General features: G+C 57.9%; 17 protein-coding genes. 13 read left to right on the top strand and 4 right to left on the bottom strand.

The window, feature by feature from the left end; translation table 11 throughout:
- Nucleotides 1–75: 75 nt before the first annotated feature.
- Together clpA and AUC45_RS08980 are read right to left on the bottom strand one after the other, a co-directional pair.
- Nucleotides 76–2,478, bottom strand: a complete 2,403-nt coding sequence (gene clpA / locus AUC45_RS08985; RefSeq protein WP_067601298.1) for an ATP-dependent Clp protease ATP-binding subunit ClpA — start codon at nt 2,476–2,478, stop codon at nt 76–78.
- A gap of 148 nt (nt 2,479–2,626) precedes the next feature.
- On the bottom strand, nt 2,627–2,842 hold the full coding sequence (locus AUC45_RS08980; protein ID WP_369815239.1) for a DUF1192 domain-containing protein: 216 nt from the start codon (nt 2,840–2,842) through the stop codon (nt 2,627–2,629).
- A gap of 130 nt (nt 2,843–2,972) precedes the next feature.
- Here AUC45_RS08980 and AUC45_RS08975 point away from each other — a divergent pair, with 130 nt between their 5' ends.
- The 5 genes from AUC45_RS08975 to AUC45_RS08955 all read left to right on the top strand — a co-directional run bounded on the left by AUC45_RS08975 (nt 2,973) and on the right by AUC45_RS08955 (nt 8,965).
- Complete coding sequence (locus AUC45_RS08975; RefSeq protein ID WP_233998632.1) at nt 2,973–4,004, top strand: NAD(P)H-quinone oxidoreductase; 1,032 nt, start codon at nt 2,973–2,975, stop codon at nt 4,002–4,004.
- 195 nt (nt 4,005–4,199) lie between these two features.
- Nucleotides 4,200–5,150, top strand: a complete 951-nt coding sequence (locus AUC45_RS08970; protein ID WP_067601292.1) for a UDP-2,3-diacylglucosamine diphosphatase — start codon at nt 4,200–4,202, stop codon at nt 5,148–5,150.
- Nucleotides 5,147–6,220, top strand: a complete 1,074-nt coding sequence (locus AUC45_RS08965; RefSeq protein WP_067601288.1) for a glycosyltransferase family 1 protein — start codon at nt 5,147–5,149, stop codon at nt 6,218–6,220. Before AUC45_RS08970 ends, AUC45_RS08965 begins: the two co-directional genes overlap by 4 nt.
- A gap of 124 nt (nt 6,221–6,344) precedes the next feature.
- Nucleotides 6,345–7,157, top strand: coding sequence for a DUF1013 domain-containing protein (locus tag AUC45_RS08960; protein WP_067601285.1), 813 nt, complete (start codon nt 6,345–6,347; stop codon nt 7,155–7,157).
- A 146-nt stretch (nt 7,158–7,303) separates the two neighbouring features.
- Nucleotides 7,304–8,965 (top strand): long-chain fatty acid--CoA ligase, encoded by a 1,662-nt coding sequence (locus AUC45_RS08955; protein ID WP_067601282.1) that lies wholly within the window; start codon nt 7,304–7,306, stop codon nt 8,963–8,965.
- 40 nt (nt 8,966–9,005) lie between these two features.
- Here AUC45_RS08955 and AUC45_RS08950 read toward each other — a convergent pair whose 3' ends face one another.
- Both AUC45_RS08950 and AUC45_RS08945 read right to left on the bottom strand, forming a co-directional pair.
- Nucleotides 9,006–9,407: a polymer-forming cytoskeletal protein gene (locus AUC45_RS08950; protein ID WP_067601279.1), complete on the bottom strand. Its 402-nt coding sequence runs from the start codon at nt 9,405–9,407 to the stop codon at nt 9,006–9,008.
- A 16-nt stretch (nt 9,408–9,423) separates the two neighbouring features.
- The gene (locus AUC45_RS08945) at nt 9,424–10,530 is read right to left on the bottom strand and encodes a M23 family metallopeptidase (protein ID WP_233998631.1); all 1,107 of its coding nucleotides are present in this window, start codon (nt 10,528–10,530) and stop codon (nt 9,424–9,426) included.
- A gap of 363 nt (nt 10,531–10,893) precedes the next feature.
- On the opposite strand from AUC45_RS08945, the gene AUC45_RS08940 reads away from it, so the two are divergent.
- From AUC45_RS08940 to AUC45_RS08905, 8 genes are all read left to right on the top strand, one after another.
- Nucleotides 10,894–12,180, top strand: coding sequence for a glutamate-5-semialdehyde dehydrogenase (locus AUC45_RS08940; RefSeq protein WP_067601272.1), 1,287 nt, complete (start codon nt 10,894–10,896; stop codon nt 12,178–12,180).
- On the top strand, nt 12,144–12,866 hold the full coding sequence (locus AUC45_RS08935; RefSeq protein ID WP_067601269.1) for a nicotinate-nucleotide adenylyltransferase: 723 nt from the start codon (nt 12,144–12,146) through the stop codon (nt 12,864–12,866). Before AUC45_RS08940 ends, AUC45_RS08935 begins: the two co-directional genes overlap by 37 nt.
- A 147-nt stretch (nt 12,867–13,013) precedes the next feature.
- Complete coding sequence (rsfS, locus tag AUC45_RS08930; RefSeq protein ID WP_156423800.1) at nt 13,014–13,373, top strand: ribosome silencing factor; 360 nt, start codon at nt 13,014–13,016, stop codon at nt 13,371–13,373.
- Nucleotides 13,374–13,502: 129 nt separating this feature from the next.
- Nucleotides 13,503–13,925 carry a 23S rRNA (pseudouridine(1915)-N(3))-methyltransferase RlmH gene (locus AUC45_RS08925; RefSeq protein WP_067601266.1) on the top strand — a complete coding sequence of 141 codons (423 nt, stop codon included), beginning with the start codon at nt 13,503–13,505 and terminating at the stop codon, nt 13,923–13,925.
- Nucleotides 13,926–13,929: 4 nt separating this feature from the next.
- The gene (locus tag AUC45_RS08920; RefSeq protein WP_067601263.1) at nt 13,930–15,171 is read left to right on the top strand and encodes a murein hydrolase activator EnvC; all 1,242 of its coding nucleotides are present in this window, start codon (nt 13,930–13,932) and stop codon (nt 15,169–15,171) included.
- A gap of 158 nt (nt 15,172–15,329) precedes the next feature.
- On the top strand, nt 15,330–16,667 hold the full coding sequence (locus AUC45_RS08915) for a S41 family peptidase (protein ID WP_067601260.1): 1,338 nt from the start codon (nt 15,330–15,332) through the stop codon (nt 16,665–16,667).
- Nucleotides 16,668–16,686: 19 nt separating this feature from the next.
- Complete coding sequence (locus AUC45_RS08910) at nt 16,687–17,136, top strand: disulfide bond formation protein B (RefSeq protein ID WP_067601257.1); 450 nt, start codon at nt 16,687–16,689, stop codon at nt 17,134–17,136.
- A gap of 22 nt (nt 17,137–17,158) precedes the next feature.
- Nucleotides 17,159–17,680, top strand: coding sequence for a demethoxyubiquinone hydroxylase family protein (locus AUC45_RS08905; protein WP_067601254.1), 522 nt, complete (start codon nt 17,159–17,161; stop codon nt 17,678–17,680).
- The last annotated feature ends 98 nt before the right edge of the window (nt 17,681–17,778 follow it).

Genomic DNA, 17,778 nt, shown 5'->3' with positions numbered 1-17,778 from the left:
AACGGGCCCCAAGTTGAATAACCTGGGGCCCGATCAATCACATATGGTGGCAGAATGCCAGTGCCGCTTGTCGAATTAGCTGGCTTCTCCGCCTGTTGCGTTGCCTGACGCTTCAGGTTTGCTGTCCGGACCACCTTTGGGCTCAGACTTTTTGGCTGCGGGCTTCTTCTTGGCCGCCGTCTTGCGCTTGGCCGATGCCTTTGGTGGTGCTGGCGATAGCTCAAAGGCTGGCTTGCCATCCTTGATGCTGACATGCACCTCGCCGCCATCGGCGAGCTTGCCAAACAGCAGCTCTTCGGCGAGCGGTTGTTTGATCTTGTCCTGAATGAGCCGGCCCATCGGACGCGCGCCATAGAGCTTGTCATAGCCCTTATCGGCGAGCCAATCGCGGGCATCGCTGTCGAACTGGATGTGGACGTTCTGTTCAGCGAGCTGCAGCTCAAGCTCAAGGATGAACTTGTCGACGACGCGCGCAACGGTTGATTTGCCGAGATAGGCAAACGGCACAATCGCATCCAAACGGTTGCGGAATTCCGGCGTGAACATCTTCTTCACCGCTTCTGAACCCGCATCCTCCTTCGACACATCGCCAAAGCCGATGCCCTGGCGCGCCATGTCGGATGCGCCCGCATTGGTTGTCATGATCAGCACGACATTGCGGAAATCGACTGTCTTGCCGTGGTGGTCAGTCAAACGGCCATTATCCATGACCTGCAGCAGAATGTTAAACAGGTCCGGGTGGGCCTTCTCGATTTCATCAAGCAGCAGTACGCAATGCGGGTTTTGATCGATCGCATCGGTCAAAAGGCCGCCCTGATCGTAACCGACATAGCCCGGAGGCGCACCGATGAGGCGCGAAACGCTGTGACGTTCCATATATTCGGACATATCGAAGCGCTTCAATTCGATCCCCATGATCGAAGCAAGCTGACGCGCAACTTCGGTCTTACCGACACCGGTGGGGCCGGAGAACAGGAACGAGCCAATGGGCTTGTCCGGATCGCGCAGACCAGCGCGGGACAGTTTCATTGCGGTGGACAGGCGCGTGATTGCCTCATCCTGGCCGAAGACGACATGCTTCAGATCGCGCTCAAGATTTTCGAGTGCTTTCTTGTCATCTTTCGAAACGGATTTGGGCGGGATGCGCGCCATTGTTGCAATCACAGCTTCGATTTCCTTGGCGGTGATTTTCTTCTTCCGGCGGCTTGGTGGCACAAGCATCTGCATCGCGCCCACTTCGTCAATCACATCGATCGCCTTATCGGGCAGTTTGCGATCATTGATGTAGCGTGAGGATAGCTCGACCGCCGTTTTCAGCGCGTCAGGCGTGTATTTAACGCCGTGATGCTCTTCAAATGCGCTGCGCAAACCTTTGAGGATTTTGACGGTGTCCTCAATTGTCGGCTCATTCACGTCGATTTTCTGGAAGCGACGCAGCAGCGCGCGATCCTTTTCGAAGTGATTGCGGAATTCCTTGTAGGTGGTCGAACCGATGCAGCGGATCGTCCCGCCGGAAAGCGCTGGCTTTAGAAGGTTGGACGCATCCATCGCCCCGCCACTGGTCGCACCAGCGCCGATAACGGTGTGAATCTCGTCAATGAACAGGATGGCATCGGGCATGCCTTCGAGCTCGGTTACGACCTGCTTCAGGCGTTCTTCGAAATCGCCGCGATACCGCGTGCCTGCAAGCAATGCGCCCATGTCGAGCGAATAGATCACTGCTGGCGCAAGCACTTCAGGCACATCGCCTTCGATGATCTTGCGCGCGAGACCTTCGGCAATCGCGGTTTTACCAACGCCGGGATCGCCGACATAAAGCGGATTGTTTTTGCTGCGGCGGCACAGGATCTGGACAGTGCGATCAACTTCCGGGCCGCGACCGATCAGCGGGTCGACTTTGCCCGCTTCAGCTTTGGCGTTGAGATTAACGGTGAACTGATCAAGAGCGGTCTCTTTCTTGTTGCCGCCTTCCTTGGCAGCCTCTGCTTCGGCAGCGCCCTCTTCGTTCGACGCAGGCGTTTTGCTCTCTATCTGCCGACCGCCTTTGCCGATGCCGTGGCTGATGTAGCTCACCGCGTCGAGTCGGCTCATATCCTGCTGTTGGAGGAAATAGACGGCGTAGGAATCGCGCTCAGAAAACAGAGCGACCAGCACGTTTGCGCCTGTCACTGTATCTTTACCCGAAGACTGCACGTGCAGGATCGCACGCTGGATCACGCGCTGGAAACCGGCAGTGGGCTGCGGATCGGCGTCTTCTTCGGTTTTAAGCGACTGATATTCCTGATCGAGATACTGTTTTACAACTTCGCCCAGCTCAGCCAAATCGACCCCGCATGCCGCCATAACCTGCGCGCCATCTTCATCGTCGATCAGCGCAAGCAACAAGTGCTCTAGCGTCGCATATTCGTGGCGCCGCTCTGACGCATGGCCGAGTGCGTTGTGAAGAGTTCGTTCAAGATTTTGGGCAAAACTGGGCATTTGAAAGGTCTCTATCAGCGTGCGGAAAAAGCTCCGGGAGAGGGAGCATGGAGATAGGCGCTTAACGCCTGATGAAATCTATATGGTGCACTTGTGCGCAATTGCGAGCGCTGTGTTGGCTTTGCCAGGTAAAGGCCGCCCGTTTGCCTCAACTTGAACTCTTGCCGAATAAGGCATCAGCCGCTGCGCGGTGGGCATTCGCCTTATCGCGATGCTCTTTGACACGCGCGACCTCCGCTTCGAGAAGCGTGATCCGCTCGGTCAGCTCGTCTTGTGAGTATGGCCCAAGATCTTCACCGGCAAGCCGGCTCGCCGCATCGCCCTTGGGGCGTGGCAGATCATCGATATCCATTACCTGCAACATCGCAAGACACGCCGCTTGCTGTCAATCGGCTTGATCGGTATTCGCCCAGATGATTGTGAGTGCGCATCAAACTCGCCACACAGGCAAAAGCCAGACAGCTTTGTCAATGTGCCGAATCGGGGGGAATTGAATGGCTGCGACGCCCAAGACTGACTCTTCAAAATTGCCTCAATCAATGCGAGCAATTGGCTTCGATGCACCGGGCGGGCCTGACGTGCTTGCTGTGGAAGAGATTGCGGTCCCAGACATCGGCGATCACGATGTCCTTATCAAAGTGGCATTTGCAGGGGTTAATCGGCCCGACTGCATCCAGCGCGCAGGTCATTATCCCGCCCCTCCCGGTGCTTCCCCAGTCCTCGGCCTAGAAGTCTCCGGCCATGTCGTCGCAATCGGCAGTAGTGTTCCCGATGACATGCTCGGCCGCCGCGTTGCCGCGCTTACACCTGGCGGCGGCTACGCTGAATTTTGTGCTGCGCCGTGGCAGCATTGCTTGCCCGTTCCTGACAATATGGATCTGGCCGAGGCCGCAGCGCTCCCCGAAACGCTTTTCACCGTGTGGCACAATGTCTTTGAACGCGGCATGGCGCGTGATGGTGAAAGCCTGCTGGTCCATGGCGGGACATCGGGCATCGGCACTATGGCGATTATGCTCGCAAAAGCATTCGGGCTTTCGGTCATCGTGACGTGCGGGGATGAGTCGAAATGTGAAGCCGCGCGCAAGGTTGGCGCTGACCTGGCGATCAATTACCGCGAAACCGATTTCGTTGAAGCGGTCCAGACCCGCACCGATGGCGCGGGCGTTGATATCGTGCTCGACATGGTTTCAGGCGATTATGTCCCGCGCAATCTCAAATGCCTTGCTGAAGATGGCCGCCATGTTACGATTGCCGTTCTGGGAGGAGCAAAGGCCGAACTGTTCATGCCGATGGTGATGATGCGGCGATTAACATTGACGGGATCGACGCTGCGCCCGCGCTCCGATGCATTCAAAGCGGCGCTTGCCCACGAAATCGCGCACACCGCATGGCCGCTTTTTACCAATGGCGAGCTTTCCCCGGTGATGGATCAGACATTTCCATTGGCTGAGGCCGCCGCTGCCCATGCCCGCATGGAGGCAGGCCAGCACATCGGCAAAATCATATTGGATGTTGCGTCCGACTGATCCTTTGCACAGCCTTGCGCATTGGTCTTAATTTTGGTGTAGCATTTGTTCACAGGGGTCGCGCACGAAACGCGCTGGATGAACTGAGATCATATCTGTGGAATGACGCAAAACCGTCACGCAGGTGTGAATCTCCTGTAACAAACCACGGCTAAGGGCTTTTGCACAGGAGCTCGCAAAGCCGAAGGACTCTTGATGATTGATCTGCCGAACCCCGACGCTGCTGATTTTGGCTCCGGCCTTGCCAAGATCGCCGATATTCGTCGCAGCAATCCCGCGATCCCTGAACCCGCCACTCCCGAAGCGGGAGGGCCTGAGCGTCGCAAATTCAGGACGATCTGGATCAGCGATATCCATCTGGGCACCAGAGGCTGCAACGCTGATATGCTGATCGATTTCCTCGATCGAACCGATTCAGAGATTATGTATCTGGTCGGCGATATTGTGGATGGCTGGCGTCTGAAGAAGAAGTTTTACTGGCCGCCTGCGCATAACGATGTTGTTTGGCGCATCTTGAAGCGGGCCAAGCGCGGAACACACATAATCTATATTCCGGGCAATCATGATGAAATGTTTCGCCAGTTCACCGGGTTGAATTTTGGCGGGATCGAGATCCGCCGCGCCGCTTTCCACAACACCGCCGATGGCCGCCGTTTGATGGTTTTGCACGGCGATGAATTCGACGCTGTTATGCAGTCCCACCGCTGGCTCGCGTTCGTTGGTGATTGGACCTATCGCGCGGCAATGCAATTGAACGTGCTGGTGAATGCAGTGCGCAATGCGCTGGGCAAACCGTATTGGTCGCTTGCTAAGGCCGCCAAGCACAAGGTCAAAAAGTCGGTCGAATTCATCGGCAAATACGAAGAGGTCGTCGCCAAGGCGGCTGGGGAACGCGGCGTTGATGGCGTCGTGTGCGGACACATTCACACCGCTGAATTCCGTGAGTTCGAGTTTGCCGGGAAAAGCGTTGAATACTGGAACGACGGCGATTGGGTCGAAGGGTGCAATGCGCTCGTCGAGCATGAAGACGGCAGAATGGAGATTCTGAACTGGGCCGACGAAATGAGCCAACGCGAAGCGGCCCTGGATAAGCAGTCTTCGCCTGAGCCGGAGGCAGCGCCTGATCCGGCAAAGGAGGCAGCATGAGAGGCTCGTCCGGACACCCCACACCTCGCTCCATCGCGATCGTAACAGATGCATGGCACCCGCAGGTCAACGGCGTGGTGCGCACACTGTCGACGACATGCGACATCCTGCGTCAATGGGGGCACGAAGTCACAGTGATTTCGCCCGATCAGTACATGTCGTTTCCCGCGCCCACCTACCCTGAAATCAGGCTGGCGCTTACATGGCCGGGAGCGACCGGCCGCGCGCTTGCGAGGACGAAGCCGGACGCTGTTCATATCGCCACGGAAGGCCCCTTGGGCTTTGCTGCGAGGCGGTACTGCTTGGGGCGGAAAGTGCCTTTCACCACAGCGTATCACACGCAGTTTCCCGATTACTTCGCGCGCCGCACCCGGCTTTCTGCCGATCTTTTCTGGCCGTACATACGCTGGTTTCATCGCCCGGCTCAGCGCATCATGGTCGCGACCGAAACCATCAGGGAGCAATTGCGCGAGCACGGTCTCAATCACTTGAGCCATTGGAGCCGCGGTGTTGATTTGGCATGCTTTTCGCCCGACGCGCCGCCGCCACCCGAATACGCTCAGATTGACGGGCCTATCCTTCTTTATGTCGGGCGGATCGCAATTGAGAAGAACATCGAAGCCTTCCTGACCTGTGATTATCCGGGAACGAAGGTTTTGGTTGGCGATGGTCCGGCTCTCGCAGAACTAAAGGCAAAATTCCCGCACGCGCTTTTCCTTGGGAAGCGTACCGGAGTTGATCTTGCCGGGTGCTATGCAGGCGCGGACGTATTCGTCTTTCCAAGCAAGACCGACACGTTTGGCCTAGTGATGATCGAAGCGCTGGCTTGCGGAACGCCGGTGGCCGCCTTCCCCGTTCCGGGACCCGTTGATATCATTCATTCCGAAGTCGGCGCGATGGACAATGATTTGGCCCGCGCGATTCACGTTGCGCGCGATTGCAATCCAAAGGCCTGCGCCAAATATGGCGCGAGCTACAGTTGGGAGGCCGCAACACGCCAGTTCCTCGCCGGTCTGGTGGCGCTGCGCGAAGAAGAAACCGTGGCCTTGCAGGCGCTCCCCGCGACCTGAATAGCAGCCTGATTTGAAAGCGCGGTGCAGATTGCCTTGCCGTTTGCGCCGTCTTCGCCTATTTGCCTTCGTGCAATGGCCGCTCCGGTAAGGGGCGGCCCTTCTTATTTTACGGAGAATTTCCATGGCTGCCAAAGACCAGCCCAAACCACTCATGCCGCATGCGACCGCCACATGGCTGGTCGATCACACCGGCCTCTCTTTTGAGCAGATTGCCGAATTTTGCGGCCTCCACATTCTCGAAGTGCAGGCGATGGCCGATGATCTTGCCGGCAGCAAATATACGGGCCGCGATCCTGTCCATGCGGGCGAGTTGACGCTCGACGAGATCAAGCTCGGCGAAGAAGATTCGGAATACGCGCTCAAAATGCACAAGGCGCCTGTTGAGGTAACTCGCACAAAAGGCCCTCGTTACACGCCGGTATCAAAGCGTCAGGATAAGCCTGACGGCATCGCCTGGATCCTGCGCAACCACCCCGAAGTTTCCGATGCGCAAATCTCGAAGCTCATCGGTACGACGCGCAACACCATCGGCGCGATTAAAGAGCGCACACACTGGAACATCCAGAATATCCAGCCCAAGGATCCTGTAACCCTTGGTCTGTGTTCGCAGCGCGAGCTTGACGCGGTTGTCGCCAAGGCGGCGAAGCGAGCCGGCATCGAAACGGAGGCTGCGCCCGAAGAAGGCGGCGATAACCGCTCTGAAAAAGACAAGCTGATCGAGGAGCTGCGCGCCGAACGCGAAGCGAATGCCAAAGCTGCCGCCGAAGCGGCGCAAGAAGCAGAAGCTGAAGCATGGCTTGCCGCGCGCCGTGAAGCGGAAGGCGAAGAAGAAGCTGCTGCCGCCGCTGCTGATCCGGATGCTGCATTTGCTGCACCGGCTGAACCCGCTGCGCCAGAGACCGAAGAAGCATCCGAAGAACAGCAGAACGGGTAATTTCGCATTCTCGCGGGCCGATTTGGAGGTGATCTCATCTCCAATCGGCATTCTGCGGCGGAATGGATGTAAATTTGCCCGTTTGGCGTGTCTTGCGGTGCGGTTTTCCTTGAGTGTGCGGGGCTTAGTCGCCAAACCACGCTGACATGAATGTCAGTTCGCACACCTATAATCACCCCACGCCCTGGGACACCACGTTCGCGCCGATGACCTTGCCCGATCTGCTGGAGCGTTCAGTCCAGTACGATCGCGACGCGCCCTTTCTGCATTTTCTCGGACGCACCTATTCGTATGGCGAGATCTGGGACGAGTCGAACCGCTTTGCCGCAGGCCTGATTGCAATGGGCATCGAAAAGGGCGACCGGGTCGGTCTGTTTCTGCCCAACGTCCCGATCTATGCCGCAGGGTATTACGGCGCGATGATGGCGGGCGCGGTGGTGGTCAATTTCTCGCCGCTCTATTCGGTCGAGGAATTGAGCTGGCAGGTTGAGGATAGCGGTACCAAAGTTCTGGTGACGCTTGATGTGCCCGAACTTTATGATACCGCATCCAAGGTGCTTGCCGCGTCACAGCTTGAAACGCTGGTGGTTGGCCGGCTGTCCGACATGCTTCCCTGGATCAAGGGCACAGCGCTGAAGCTCTTCAAGCGCAGCCAGTTTGCAAATGTCGACTACGGGCCGCAGATCAAGGCGTGGAAGGATTGCACCGCCGCAGCCAGCGCGAACCTACCCGAAGTGACCGCCGATGATCTCGCTCTGCTCCAGTACACAGGGGGCACAACCGGCAGGCCCAAAGGCGCGATGCTGGGGCATGACCAGCTCACCGTAAATGCGCAGCAGACTGCCGCGATCAATCCGTTCGGCAATCCGCGCGCCGAAGTATTCATGGGAGCGCTGCCGTTTTTTCACGTTTTCGCGAACACCAGCCTTTTGAACCATGCCGTCGCCAGCGGAGCCTCGATTGCGATGGTACCGCGCTTTGATGCAGGTCAGGTTCTCGAGACGATCGAGAAGTACAAGGCAACAGGCTTTCCCGGCGTGCCGACAATGTTTCAGGCGCTGCTCGATCATCCCAAGCTCTCCTCAACCGACCTGTCTTCGCTGCGCGTATGCATTTCAGGCGGCGCCCCAATGCCCGCGCCAATCCACGCGAAATTCGAAGAAGAGACAGGCGTTCGCCTGGTGGAAGGCTATGGCCTCACCGAAAGCGCAGGCGTCGTCTCGGTCAATCCGTATGACGGAGCGCGCAAAAAAGGCACGATCGGGCAATTGGTTGCGGGGACCGAAATCCTTCTACTCGACAAGGAAGACCCGGAAAAACTCGCCCCGGAAGGCGGACCGGGCGAACTGGCGATCCACGGCCCGCAAGTCATGCGCGGATATTGGAACCGGCCCGATGCCGCAGCCGATGTCTTCGTTGAGCGCGACGGAAAACGCTATCTGCGCACGGGCGATGTGGCGACCATGGACGAAGATGGCTTTTTAGAGATCGTCGACCGGATCAAGGACATGATCTCGGTCGGAGGGTTCAAGGTTTTCCCTAGCGTCGTGGAGGACGTGATCCTTCAAAACGATGCGGTCAAAGAAGCGCTCGTGATCGGAGTGCCCGAAGATTATCGCGGCGAAGTCCCGCGCGCATATGTCACCATTGCCGATGGCGGAACCGCTACCGGCGAGGAATTGCGCGACTGGCTAAATGAGCGGATCGGCAAGCACGAAAGAGTCGATGAAGTCGTGATCCGAGATGAGCTGCCCAAGACCATTATCGGCAAGCTCGACCGAAAGGCTTTGAGAGCCGAAGTGTTGTAAGCGCAGCCGGTTCGCAGCCCGGCGCGCCTCTCAAATCGGGTTAGCTCGCGATCTGGAGCTTTTCTTCGCCTGTGTCCGGCTTTTTGACGGGGCGTGGTGTCTCGTTTTTCGCCTGGCGCTGCGCATTGGGGGCAAAGCGTCCATCGACCTGAGCGCCCTGTTCGATTGTGAGCGCATCATAATGCACATCACCTTCGATGAAAGCGGATTTGAGGATCACCAGCTCGCGAGCCGTGATGGATCCGGCTACCTTGCCGGAAAGCCGAGCGGTTTCTGCCATCACGCTGCCGCTGATGTTGCTGCCTTCGCCCTGCACGATTGACGCGCACTTGATATCGCCTTCCACTGTGCCGTCAATGTGCAGATCAGCAGACGCGCTGATATCGCCTTTTATGACGACATCCGAGCCGAGGACGGAAAAGGTCGAATTGGATGAAGGCATTTGTCTTCCTTGAGATTTAGCGGCTTGCTTTGGCTGCGGTTGCGGTGCGGGGCTTTGAGGCTCCACTGGTTGCTCTGACTTCCTTGAGAACATCGGAGGCACTCTCCAAAAATGGGCGCGGATTGACCGCTTTGTCGTTTATGCGAACTTCAAAGTGCAGGTGCGGCCCGGTTGATCGCCCTGAACTGCCAAGGCCGCCAATCGTGTCGCCAGCCTGTACCGCATCGCCAACTTTCACGCCAATCCGATAAAGGTGAGCGTAGCGGGTGACCATGCCGTTCGCGTGGCGAATATCGATAACGCGTCCATAGCCACCTTTCCAGCCTGCGAAGACCACTTCACCTGTGGCTGCGGCGAAAATCGGCGAGTTGATCTTGCCTTTGAAATCAATGCCGCCATGCATCGCGCCCCTGCCATTGAAGGGATCGCGGCGATAACCGAAATCAGATGTGATTTTGTCCTGTGCCGCAGGCACGACATGCGGAATGCCTTCAAGAGCGCGTTCAAGCGAGTTCATGCGAGCAAGGCTGAGGCCAAGGCGTTCAAACCGCGGATCGATCGATCCATCAGCGGCTGTCGCAAGCAATTCGAGCGGACCACCCGTGCTGGCCCGGCCCGTTCTTGCGGCATTGCGCGCTAACTGCTTGGGATCAAGGTTAAGCTTGCGCATCGCCTCTTCGGCCTTTCTCGCGCGCGCATCGGCAAAGCGGGTGAGCCGTTCGACAAAGGCGATCTGACGCGCCTCGATTTCAGCAAGGCCGCGCGCCTGTGGAAGCAAAGCACCAATTTTTTCGACTGTTTCAGCAGTTTCGGAACTCGAGTCGGTGACGTTTGTATTGGGGTCAGTAACATCGACCGGCAGCATTCTGACGGTCTCATCGAGGAAGTCCTGCTTTGCCTTCAGCTCTTCGACGACGTTTTCAAGATCATTGCCGTACGCATCGATGCGCTCTTCGGTCGTCGCAATATGGGCCGATTTCTTTTGGAAGGACGCAAGATCGCTTTCAGCGCGGTACTGCCCCCACGCCATCGCCAGCATCGCGGCCACACAAACGAATGCCGCCGCGAGCGAGATTGCTACGGCGGTCACCTGCAAACGGGTGGTTACGGTCAGGAATCGCATATTACCTTGTGAGCGCATAAAAAACTCGCGCTCAGGAAAACGTTCTTGCAGCCGCTCGGTAAGCGGCTTTCTATCAGCTCTTTGCGACAAGGGCGCCCCAATGGTCTTTTTATAAGTTGGCCGGGCGTTAACAATGGAGTTCTTAACAATCGAATCTCTCCCGCTGTGGAATAGTTGAACTGCTCAGGAATCGGGACGAAACGTTCATCGGGCGGCAATAGAGCGGAAATTTCCACAAACTCCGACCTCAATGATCGGGGGATCTACGCGGAAACTCGCGACAAGCTGCCGCACTAATGTTCAGCTGCAACAAAGCCTGCACGACTTGACTGACATCGTGGTTTGATCCTGCTAACCGGAGTTATGGCAACGCAATCGCACCCTGATCTAAACACCGCTTTGGACCCCGAAGAACTCGTTTTGGCTCTTTCGCGAAAGGGTCGCGCCGCCCAGCGTCCATTGGCAGCTCTTTCGAGCGAGAAACGCGTACAAGCTCTTGTCTTTGCAGCAGAAAGTCTTCGCGAAAATCGCGATGCAATACTTGCTGCCAACGCAATCGACGTAGAGGCTGGCAAAGCGAGCGGGCTTTCGGGCGCCATGCTTGATCGATTGACGCTGGATCCTGCTCGAGTTGATGGAATTGCGAGTGGACTTGATGCGATTGCCGCGCTTCCCGATCCGGTCGGTCAAATTATCGATAAGACTGAACCGCCAAATGGGTTAGAGCTATCGCGCATTCGAGTGCCTATCGGGTTAATCGGCATCATCTATGAAAGCCGCCCCAACGTCACGGCCGACACGGCGGCGCTGTGTGTGCGCACCGGCAATGCTGTGCTTTTGCGTGGCGGAAGTGAAGCGGTGAATTCCAACCGTGCCATTCACGCAGCTTTACTCGAAGGATTTGGCAAAGCCGGTGTGCCCGCCGATGCGGTGCAGCTTATGCCCACGCAGGACCGCGCAGCCGTTGGCGCCATGCTGACAGCGCACGGCCTCATTGACATGATCATACCGCGCGGTGGCCGCTCGCTGGTGGAGCGGGTGCAACGGGACGCGCGCGTGCCAGTCCTCGCGCATCTTGACGGCATTTGCCACACATACATCCATTCCGCTGCTGATCCAGAAATGGCGCGCGCCATTGCGCTTAACGCGAAGATGCGCCGAACAGGCGTTTGCGGGGCGATGGAGACACTGCTGATGGATGCGGGTTTTTCTGATCCAAAGGCCATTGTCGCCGATCTGCTTGATGCAGGATGCGAAGTGCGCGGGGATGAGCGGATCGCCGCGCTTGATCCGCGCGTCACGCCAGTCAGCGCGAATGATTGGGACACCGAATATCTCGAATCCGTGGTTTCGGTGGCGATTGTCGATGATATTGAGGCGGCAACTCAGCATATTGAGCGGCATTCTTCCAATCACACAGATGCGATCATCACCGAAGATGATGCCGCAGCGGCGCATTTCTTTGCCGACGTCGACAGCGCGATTGTGATGCACAATGCCTCGACCCAGTTCGCTGACGGCGGAGAATTTGGCCTCGGTGCAGAAATCGGCATTGCCACAGGGCGTTTGCATGCGCGCGGGCCCGTGGCTCTGGAGGGGCTGACGACGTACAAATGGATCGTGCGCGGTTCCGGACAGATCAGGCCCTGACCGGCCCGATGGTCTCGCGCCGAATTGGCCTTTTGGGAGGCAGTTTCAATCCTGCGCATGGCGGGCATCGCCGTATAACCCTTTTCTCGATTGAAGCGCTGGGATTGGACGAGGTGTGGTGGCTCGTTTCGCCGGGAAATCCCCTCAAGCAAAAGGCCGGAATGGCTCCGATGGCGGCTCGATTAAGGTCAGCAGAAGAGATGGCTAGGCGCGCGCCAATTGTTCCGACGGCGATCGAGAAACAGCTTCAAACCCGCTACACTGTGGAAACTCTCAAGAAGCTCAAAAATCGCTATAAAACCCGCCAATTTGTGTGGCTTATGGGCTCTGACAACCTTGCCCAATTCCATCAATGGAAGGATTGGCGCGACATTGCGAGAGCCGTGCCGATTGCAGTGATTGCAAGGCCGGGATATAATGCAGATGCCATGACGAGCCCCGCCATGGCCTGGCTCAGGCGCTATCAGGTGTCTGCTGCCAGCTTTAGGAAAAAGCGCAAAATGGAGACGCCGGCACTGGTGTTCATGCGTTTCGATCCGGATGCTCGCTCGGCCACGGCCATTCGCCGTGAAAACAGCGACTGGGCCTTGCAATATCAGGGCGCGGCCCCACGTGATCGCCTCACATTCCGCAAACTTTCAGGCAGCGATGATCCCTTGGGTAAGACCGAAGGAGAGAGCGCATAATGCGCGGTATCTCTCAGGCTTTTGTCCGTTCGGGGAGCCTGAGTGTTCGGTCCATTTTCGCTGCGATTGGGAGATAAATGCTTAGCTATGACGCAGCTATCAGGCGTAACGCCCACGCAAATGTCGCAACAGGGAGCAAATCCCGCTATGCGCAGAATCAATATGAGTGAAAACAGTCTGCACGATCTTGTGCTTGCGCAATTGGACGATGATCAGGCGCAAGAAGTCGTTTCCATCCCGCTTGAGGGCAAAAGCTCAATTGCCGATTACATGGTGATTGCGAGCGGTCGCTCGACGCGTCAGGTCGCCTCAATGGCGCAAAAGCTTGCCGAAAAAGTGAAGCAGGCAGGCTTTGGCCCTGCACGCGTCGAAGGTTTGCCAGCAGCGGACTGGGTGCTGATCGATGCAGGCGATGTGGTGGTACACCTGTTCCGCCCCGAAGTGCGCAGCTTCTACAACCTTGAACGTATGTGGTCGTTTGAGAGTGGCGAGGCGAAGGTTTCTTAGTTTTACGCGCCCCATCCGGGGTGCGATCTCCTCGCTCACGCGGCCTGAAGGCCGCATCGCTGCGGGCGGCCGGTCGGCCTTGCGGTCCGCTTCGCGCCCCGATTGGTACAAGGCCGATGGTGAAGCAAGATTCTCCTCCATATCATCGCTCGCGGAAAGATTGCTCGTTCACCCGAGGCGGAGCTTGTCGCGCGTTATGACAAGCGGATCACCTGGGCCACCAAATTGACTGAATTGCCTGAGACAGGTGGCCGGATACCGGACCCGCAGACCCCGCACCGCACTGTGCTGCTTGATGAGCGCGGCAAAGCTTTGCCGTCTGAGGAGTTTGCGCAAATCCTGGGTCGCTGGCGCGATGATGGCATTCGCGAGGCGCGCTTTGTGATTGGGGCCGCCGATGGGCACAGCAATGAAGAACGCGCCCAAGCCGATCTCTTGTATGCGTTTGGCCCAGCAACATGGCCGCATCTGATGGCTCGCGCGATGTTGATGGAGCAGCTCTACCGCGCCACCAGCATTCTTGCTGGTCACCCCTATCATCGGGCAGGATAGGGCCATGCAGCGCTTTATTGTCCCAGCATTGCTCGCCGGAATAGCAGGCTTAATGCTCGCCATACCGAGCGCTTATTCGCAGCGCAGCGCCATTACGCTGACCGATCCCGAAACGGCAGCTTCCGAACTGGAGCGCGCGACAAAGGAAAGCGCGCGCGCAGAAGAGCGTGCAGCGCGCCTGCAAGCGGAGGCAGACGAGGCCATCGAAGCAGCCGATAAAGCGGCGCGCGAGGCTGCAGCGCTTGCCGCCCGTGTCCAACAATCAGAAGCCGACATTACGGCGGCGCAGGCCCGCTATTCCCTCGCCCAGGCGCGGCGACAGGCGATTTCGGCACGTCTAGCAGAAAGGAGAGAACCCCTCGTACGGCTGACGAGCGCCTTGCAAACCACATCGCGCAGGCCCGTCACGCTTTCTGCGCTTCAGCCAGGCAGCCTTAAAGACCTCGTCTACGTCCGCGCGGTTCTAGCCACCGCGGTCCCTGAAATTCGTAGCCGGACGAGCGATCTGCGCAGCGAATTGGAGCGTGGCAAAGTCGCCGAACAGGACGCCGCCGATGCTTTGGGCAGTGTTCGCCAAGCCGAGGTGGAATTACAGCAACGCCGCGTTGAATTGGCTGCAATCGAAGAACAGCAAAGGCTCGCCTCCCAAAACGCGCGCTCCAATGCTGTGCGCGAAAACGAGCGCGCCTTGGCTCTCGCAGAGGAGGCGCGCGATCTCGATGGTCTGATTGATCGGCTGGACAACAATGCCAAGCTTCGCCGCGAACTTGCCGCCCTGCCCGGCCCCAAAATTCGCCCCGCCAATCTCAGTGCTGCGCCATCGGACACCGCCATAGAAGATCCTGCCCCTGATCCAACGCAAGCGCCGCAGAACGGCGCTGCGCCATCGCCATTCCAGCTTCCCGTGCAGGGGCGGACATTGGCGGGATTTGGAGAGCGCGGTACAAGCGGCCTGCCCAGCAATGGCATCGCCCTCGTTCCCTCGCCCGGTGCGCAAGTTGTCGCGCCGGCGAGCGGCCGGATCGTCTTTGCCGGGCCTTATCGCGGCTATGATCGAATCGTGATTATTGAACATGAAAATGGGTGGACCAGCCTCGTAACCGGCATGGGCCGGATTGATGTGGGCGTTGGCGCCAGCGTTATTGCAGGCAGTCCGCTGGGAATTGCAGCGCGCAGCGACCCGATTGTTTCAGTTGAGGTTCGACAGGATGGCGATACGGTCAACCCATTGGAATTGATGCGATAATCAAGCTGAAGGTCATCTGTTACATCGCAAAAAGATCAGATATTTCGCGCCCCAACTGTACCATTTAGGACCGCACCAACCACGCCCCAGCGTTATAATCTGGCGTTCATGCTTCTTTGCCTATAGCATTTTGCACTGAAAGGAGCCTCGCCCGCTTTATGAAAATTGCTGCTATCGCTCGCACAGCTGCTCTTGTGACAGCCGTTGCCCTGATCCCTGCAACCACCACAACTATGGCGCAAGTCGACGGTCGTGCCGGTCCAGAATTCGCCAAACTCTTCGCGACCTATCAGCGGATCAAGGCGAACTATGTTGAGCCTGTCGAAGATGATGTGTTGGTGCGCGGCGCGATTGACGGGATGCTCGCAGCGCTTGATCCGCATTCAGGCTATCTCGATGGTAGCGATCTCCAGCGGCTCGAAACTCTGATTGACGGCAATTATTCAGGGCTCGGCCTCTCGGTCGTGCAGGAAGATGGCGCGGTAAAGATCATTTCGCCGTTTCGCGGTTCGCCCGCCGATGAGGCGGGGCTGAAAGCTGGCGATTATATCACGCATCTGGATGGCGAACTCATCTATGGCGGGGAGCTTGATGACGCGGTTGCGCGCATGCGCGGAAAAGCCGGCACATCCATTCAGTTGACCGTCTTCCGCCCGGGCCGCGATGAACCGTTCGAAGTTGACGTGACACGCGGCGTTATCGAGCTTGAGCCGGTGACGCACGAACTCGCGAGCGGGAATATCGGTGTCATCACCGTCAACGAATTCTCCGCTGATGTGGGCGCCGATGTCTATCGCGCCTATGATGCGATCAAGACCGAGGCGACAGGCCGGTTGAGCGGTCTGGTGCTCGATCTGCGCTCAAATCCGGGCGGCAGCTTGGACGAAGCGGTCGCTCTGTCCGATCTCTTCCTCGATAAAGGTCGTATTGTGTCGCAGCGCGGACGCGCTCGTGGTGAGACGCTGCTCTATGACGCAGAAACCGTTTTCCGCGGCGATATGGCCGAGGGTATTCCGGTGATTGTGTTGATCGATGCTGGTTCGGCCTCGGCTTCGGAAATTGTCGCCGGCGCCCTGCAAGATCATCGCCGCGCGCTGATCATGGGGGAGCGCAGCTTTGGTAAGGGCTCTGTGCAGTCGCTGCTGCCATTGGGGTCTGATGCCGCACTCAAGCTGACGACGGCACGCTATTTTACGCCAGCGGGCCATTCGGTTCAGGAAGGCGGGATCAAGCCTGATATCACCGTGCCGCAATTGTCCGATCCTGACATGGCATTGCGCGCGAAGTATCAGACGCGTGAAAGCGATCTGCGCGGCCACCTCATCAATGAACTCGGCATCAAGGATGAGGAGCTGGAGGACGATACAATCGATGATCCGCGCTTCCAGCAAACCGCAGAGCAATTGGAAGAAAAAGGCATCGAGGATTTTCAGCTGCATTACGCATTGGAAACTCTTCGCCGGACAACCAAAAGCTCGGTAGCGATCCGCAAGTAACCCGGCTATCGGGGCGGACATGGCTGGCCTTACTCTTGCACGAACGCTCGCGCTTGCGATCCCTGCTGCATTGCTGGGCGGCGCGTACATCTCCGAGTACGGTTTTGGGCTTTATCCGTGCGAAATGTGCTGGTGGCAGCGCTGGCCGCATTTCGCCGCATTGGGGTTTGGCGTGCTCGCCTTTGTAGCGCCCGGCCCTCGCATCTGGACCATCCTGGCGGCAATCGCGATAATCACGTCAGGTCTAATCGGCGCGTTTCACGCTGGCGTTGAATATGGGTGGTGGGAAGGCATAACCGGGTGCGCGTCCTTGCCCAGCAGCATTGATGTGATGGACCCAAGCGCTGCGCCGCTTGTGCGCTGCGATGTTGCGCCATGGAGCCTGTTTGGAATTTCGCTCGCCGGATACAATTTCCTCTTTTCTTGTCTGGGTGGGATCGCCATCTTGGTCTCAAGCGCAAAGAAATAAACGCAAAAACAAGGATGACAGTATGGACCGCGATGAACTCCACCGCATGATCCGCGTCGATCAGGCCGGCGAATTTGGCGCGACCAAGATTTACGAAGGCCAGCTGGCTGTGATGGGCGATCGCGGCCCGCATTCGGCCGAAATCCGCCACATGGCCGAACAGGAAGAGGGACACCGCGCTCGCTTTGATGCGTTCATGGCAGAGCGCCGCGTGCGCCCAACCGCTTTGCAGCCGTTCTGGTCGGCGGCTGGATACGCCCTGGGCGCAGGCACAGCTTTACTCGGCCCCGAAGCGGCGATGGCTTGCACCGCAGCCGTCGAAGAAGAAATCGACAAGCATTATTCGGAGCAGCTCGACCGTCTGATGGAGACCAATTCGGATCCAGAACTCGCCGAAATGATCGAGGAATTCCGTGAGGATGAACGCGAACACCGCGATGCAGCGCTCGCCAATGGAGCAGAACAAGCGCCCGCTTATCCGCTGCTTTCCGGCGCGATCAAGCTGGGTTGCCGGATCGCCATCAAGGTTAGTGAGAGGGTTTGAGGAGGGAGTGCCTCCACTCTTCAGTCGGCATTCACGCATGGCTGGATACATGATATGAAAATCGCCCGGGGTCTGATCCCGCGCGCATTAAAGGATTG

Source organism: Erythrobacter sp. YT30 (assembly GCF_001542875.1).
In the GTDB taxonomy this organism is placed as follows: Bacteria; Pseudomonadota; Alphaproteobacteria; order Sphingomonadales; family Sphingomonadaceae; genus Erythrobacter.
Note: the sequence above shows the minus strand (reverse complement) of the source record. Positions and strands in the feature narration are given on the sequence as shown.

Bases quoted from the DNA above. Each gene is read 5' to 3' on its own strand.
- rsfS (WP_156423800.1), top strand. From the start codon at position 13,014: ATGCGCAGAATCAATATGAGTGAAAACAGTCTGCACGATCTTGTGCTT.
- AUC45_RS08960 (WP_067601285.1), top strand. From the start codon at position 6,345: ATGGCTGCCAAAGACCAGCCCAAACCACTCATGCCGCATGCGACCGCC.
- AUC45_RS08940 (WP_067601272.1), top strand. From the start codon at position 10,894: ATGGCAACGCAATCGCACCCTGATCTAAACACCGCTTTGGACCCCGAA.
- AUC45_RS08950 (WP_067601279.1), bottom strand. From the start codon at position 9,407: ATGCCTTCATCCAATTCGACCTTTTCCGTCCTCGGCTCGGATGTCGTC.
- AUC45_RS08915 (WP_067601260.1), top strand. From the start codon at position 15,330: ATGAAAATTGCTGCTATCGCTCGCACAGCTGCTCTTGTGACAGCCGTT.
- AUC45_RS08905 (WP_067601254.1), top strand. From the start codon at position 17,159: ATGGACCGCGATGAACTCCACCGCATGATCCGCGTCGATCAGGCCGGC.
- AUC45_RS08955 (WP_067601282.1), top strand. From the start codon at position 7,304: ATGAATGTCAGTTCGCACACCTATAATCACCCCACGCCCTGGGACACC.
- AUC45_RS08970 (WP_067601292.1), top strand. From the start codon at position 4,200: ATGATTGATCTGCCGAACCCCGACGCTGCTGATTTTGGCTCCGGCCTT.
- AUC45_RS08945 (WP_233998631.1), bottom strand. From the start codon at position 10,530: ATGCGATTCCTGACCGTAACCACCCGTTTGCAGGTGACCGCCGTAGCA.
- AUC45_RS08975 (WP_233998632.1), top strand. From the start codon at position 2,973: ATGGCTGCGACGCCCAAGACTGACTCTTCAAAATTGCCTCAATCAATG.
- AUC45_RS08910 (WP_067601257.1), top strand. From the start codon at position 16,687: ATGGCTGGCCTTACTCTTGCACGAACGCTCGCGCTTGCGATCCCTGCT.
- AUC45_RS08920 (WP_067601263.1), top strand. From the start codon at position 13,930: ATGCAGCGCTTTATTGTCCCAGCATTGCTCGCCGGAATAGCAGGCTTA.
- clpA (WP_067601298.1), bottom strand. From the start codon at position 2,478: ATGCCCAGTTTTGCCCAAAATCTTGAACGAACTCTTCACAACGCACTC.
- AUC45_RS08980 (WP_369815239.1), bottom strand. From the start codon at position 2,842: ATGTTGCAGGTAATGGATATCGATGATCTGCCACGCCCCAAGGGCGAT.
- AUC45_RS08935 (WP_067601269.1), top strand. From the start codon at position 12,144: ATGGATCGTGCGCGGTTCCGGACAGATCAGGCCCTGACCGGCCCGATG.
- AUC45_RS08965 (WP_067601288.1), top strand. From the start codon at position 5,147: ATGAGAGGCTCGTCCGGACACCCCACACCTCGCTCCATCGCGATCGTA.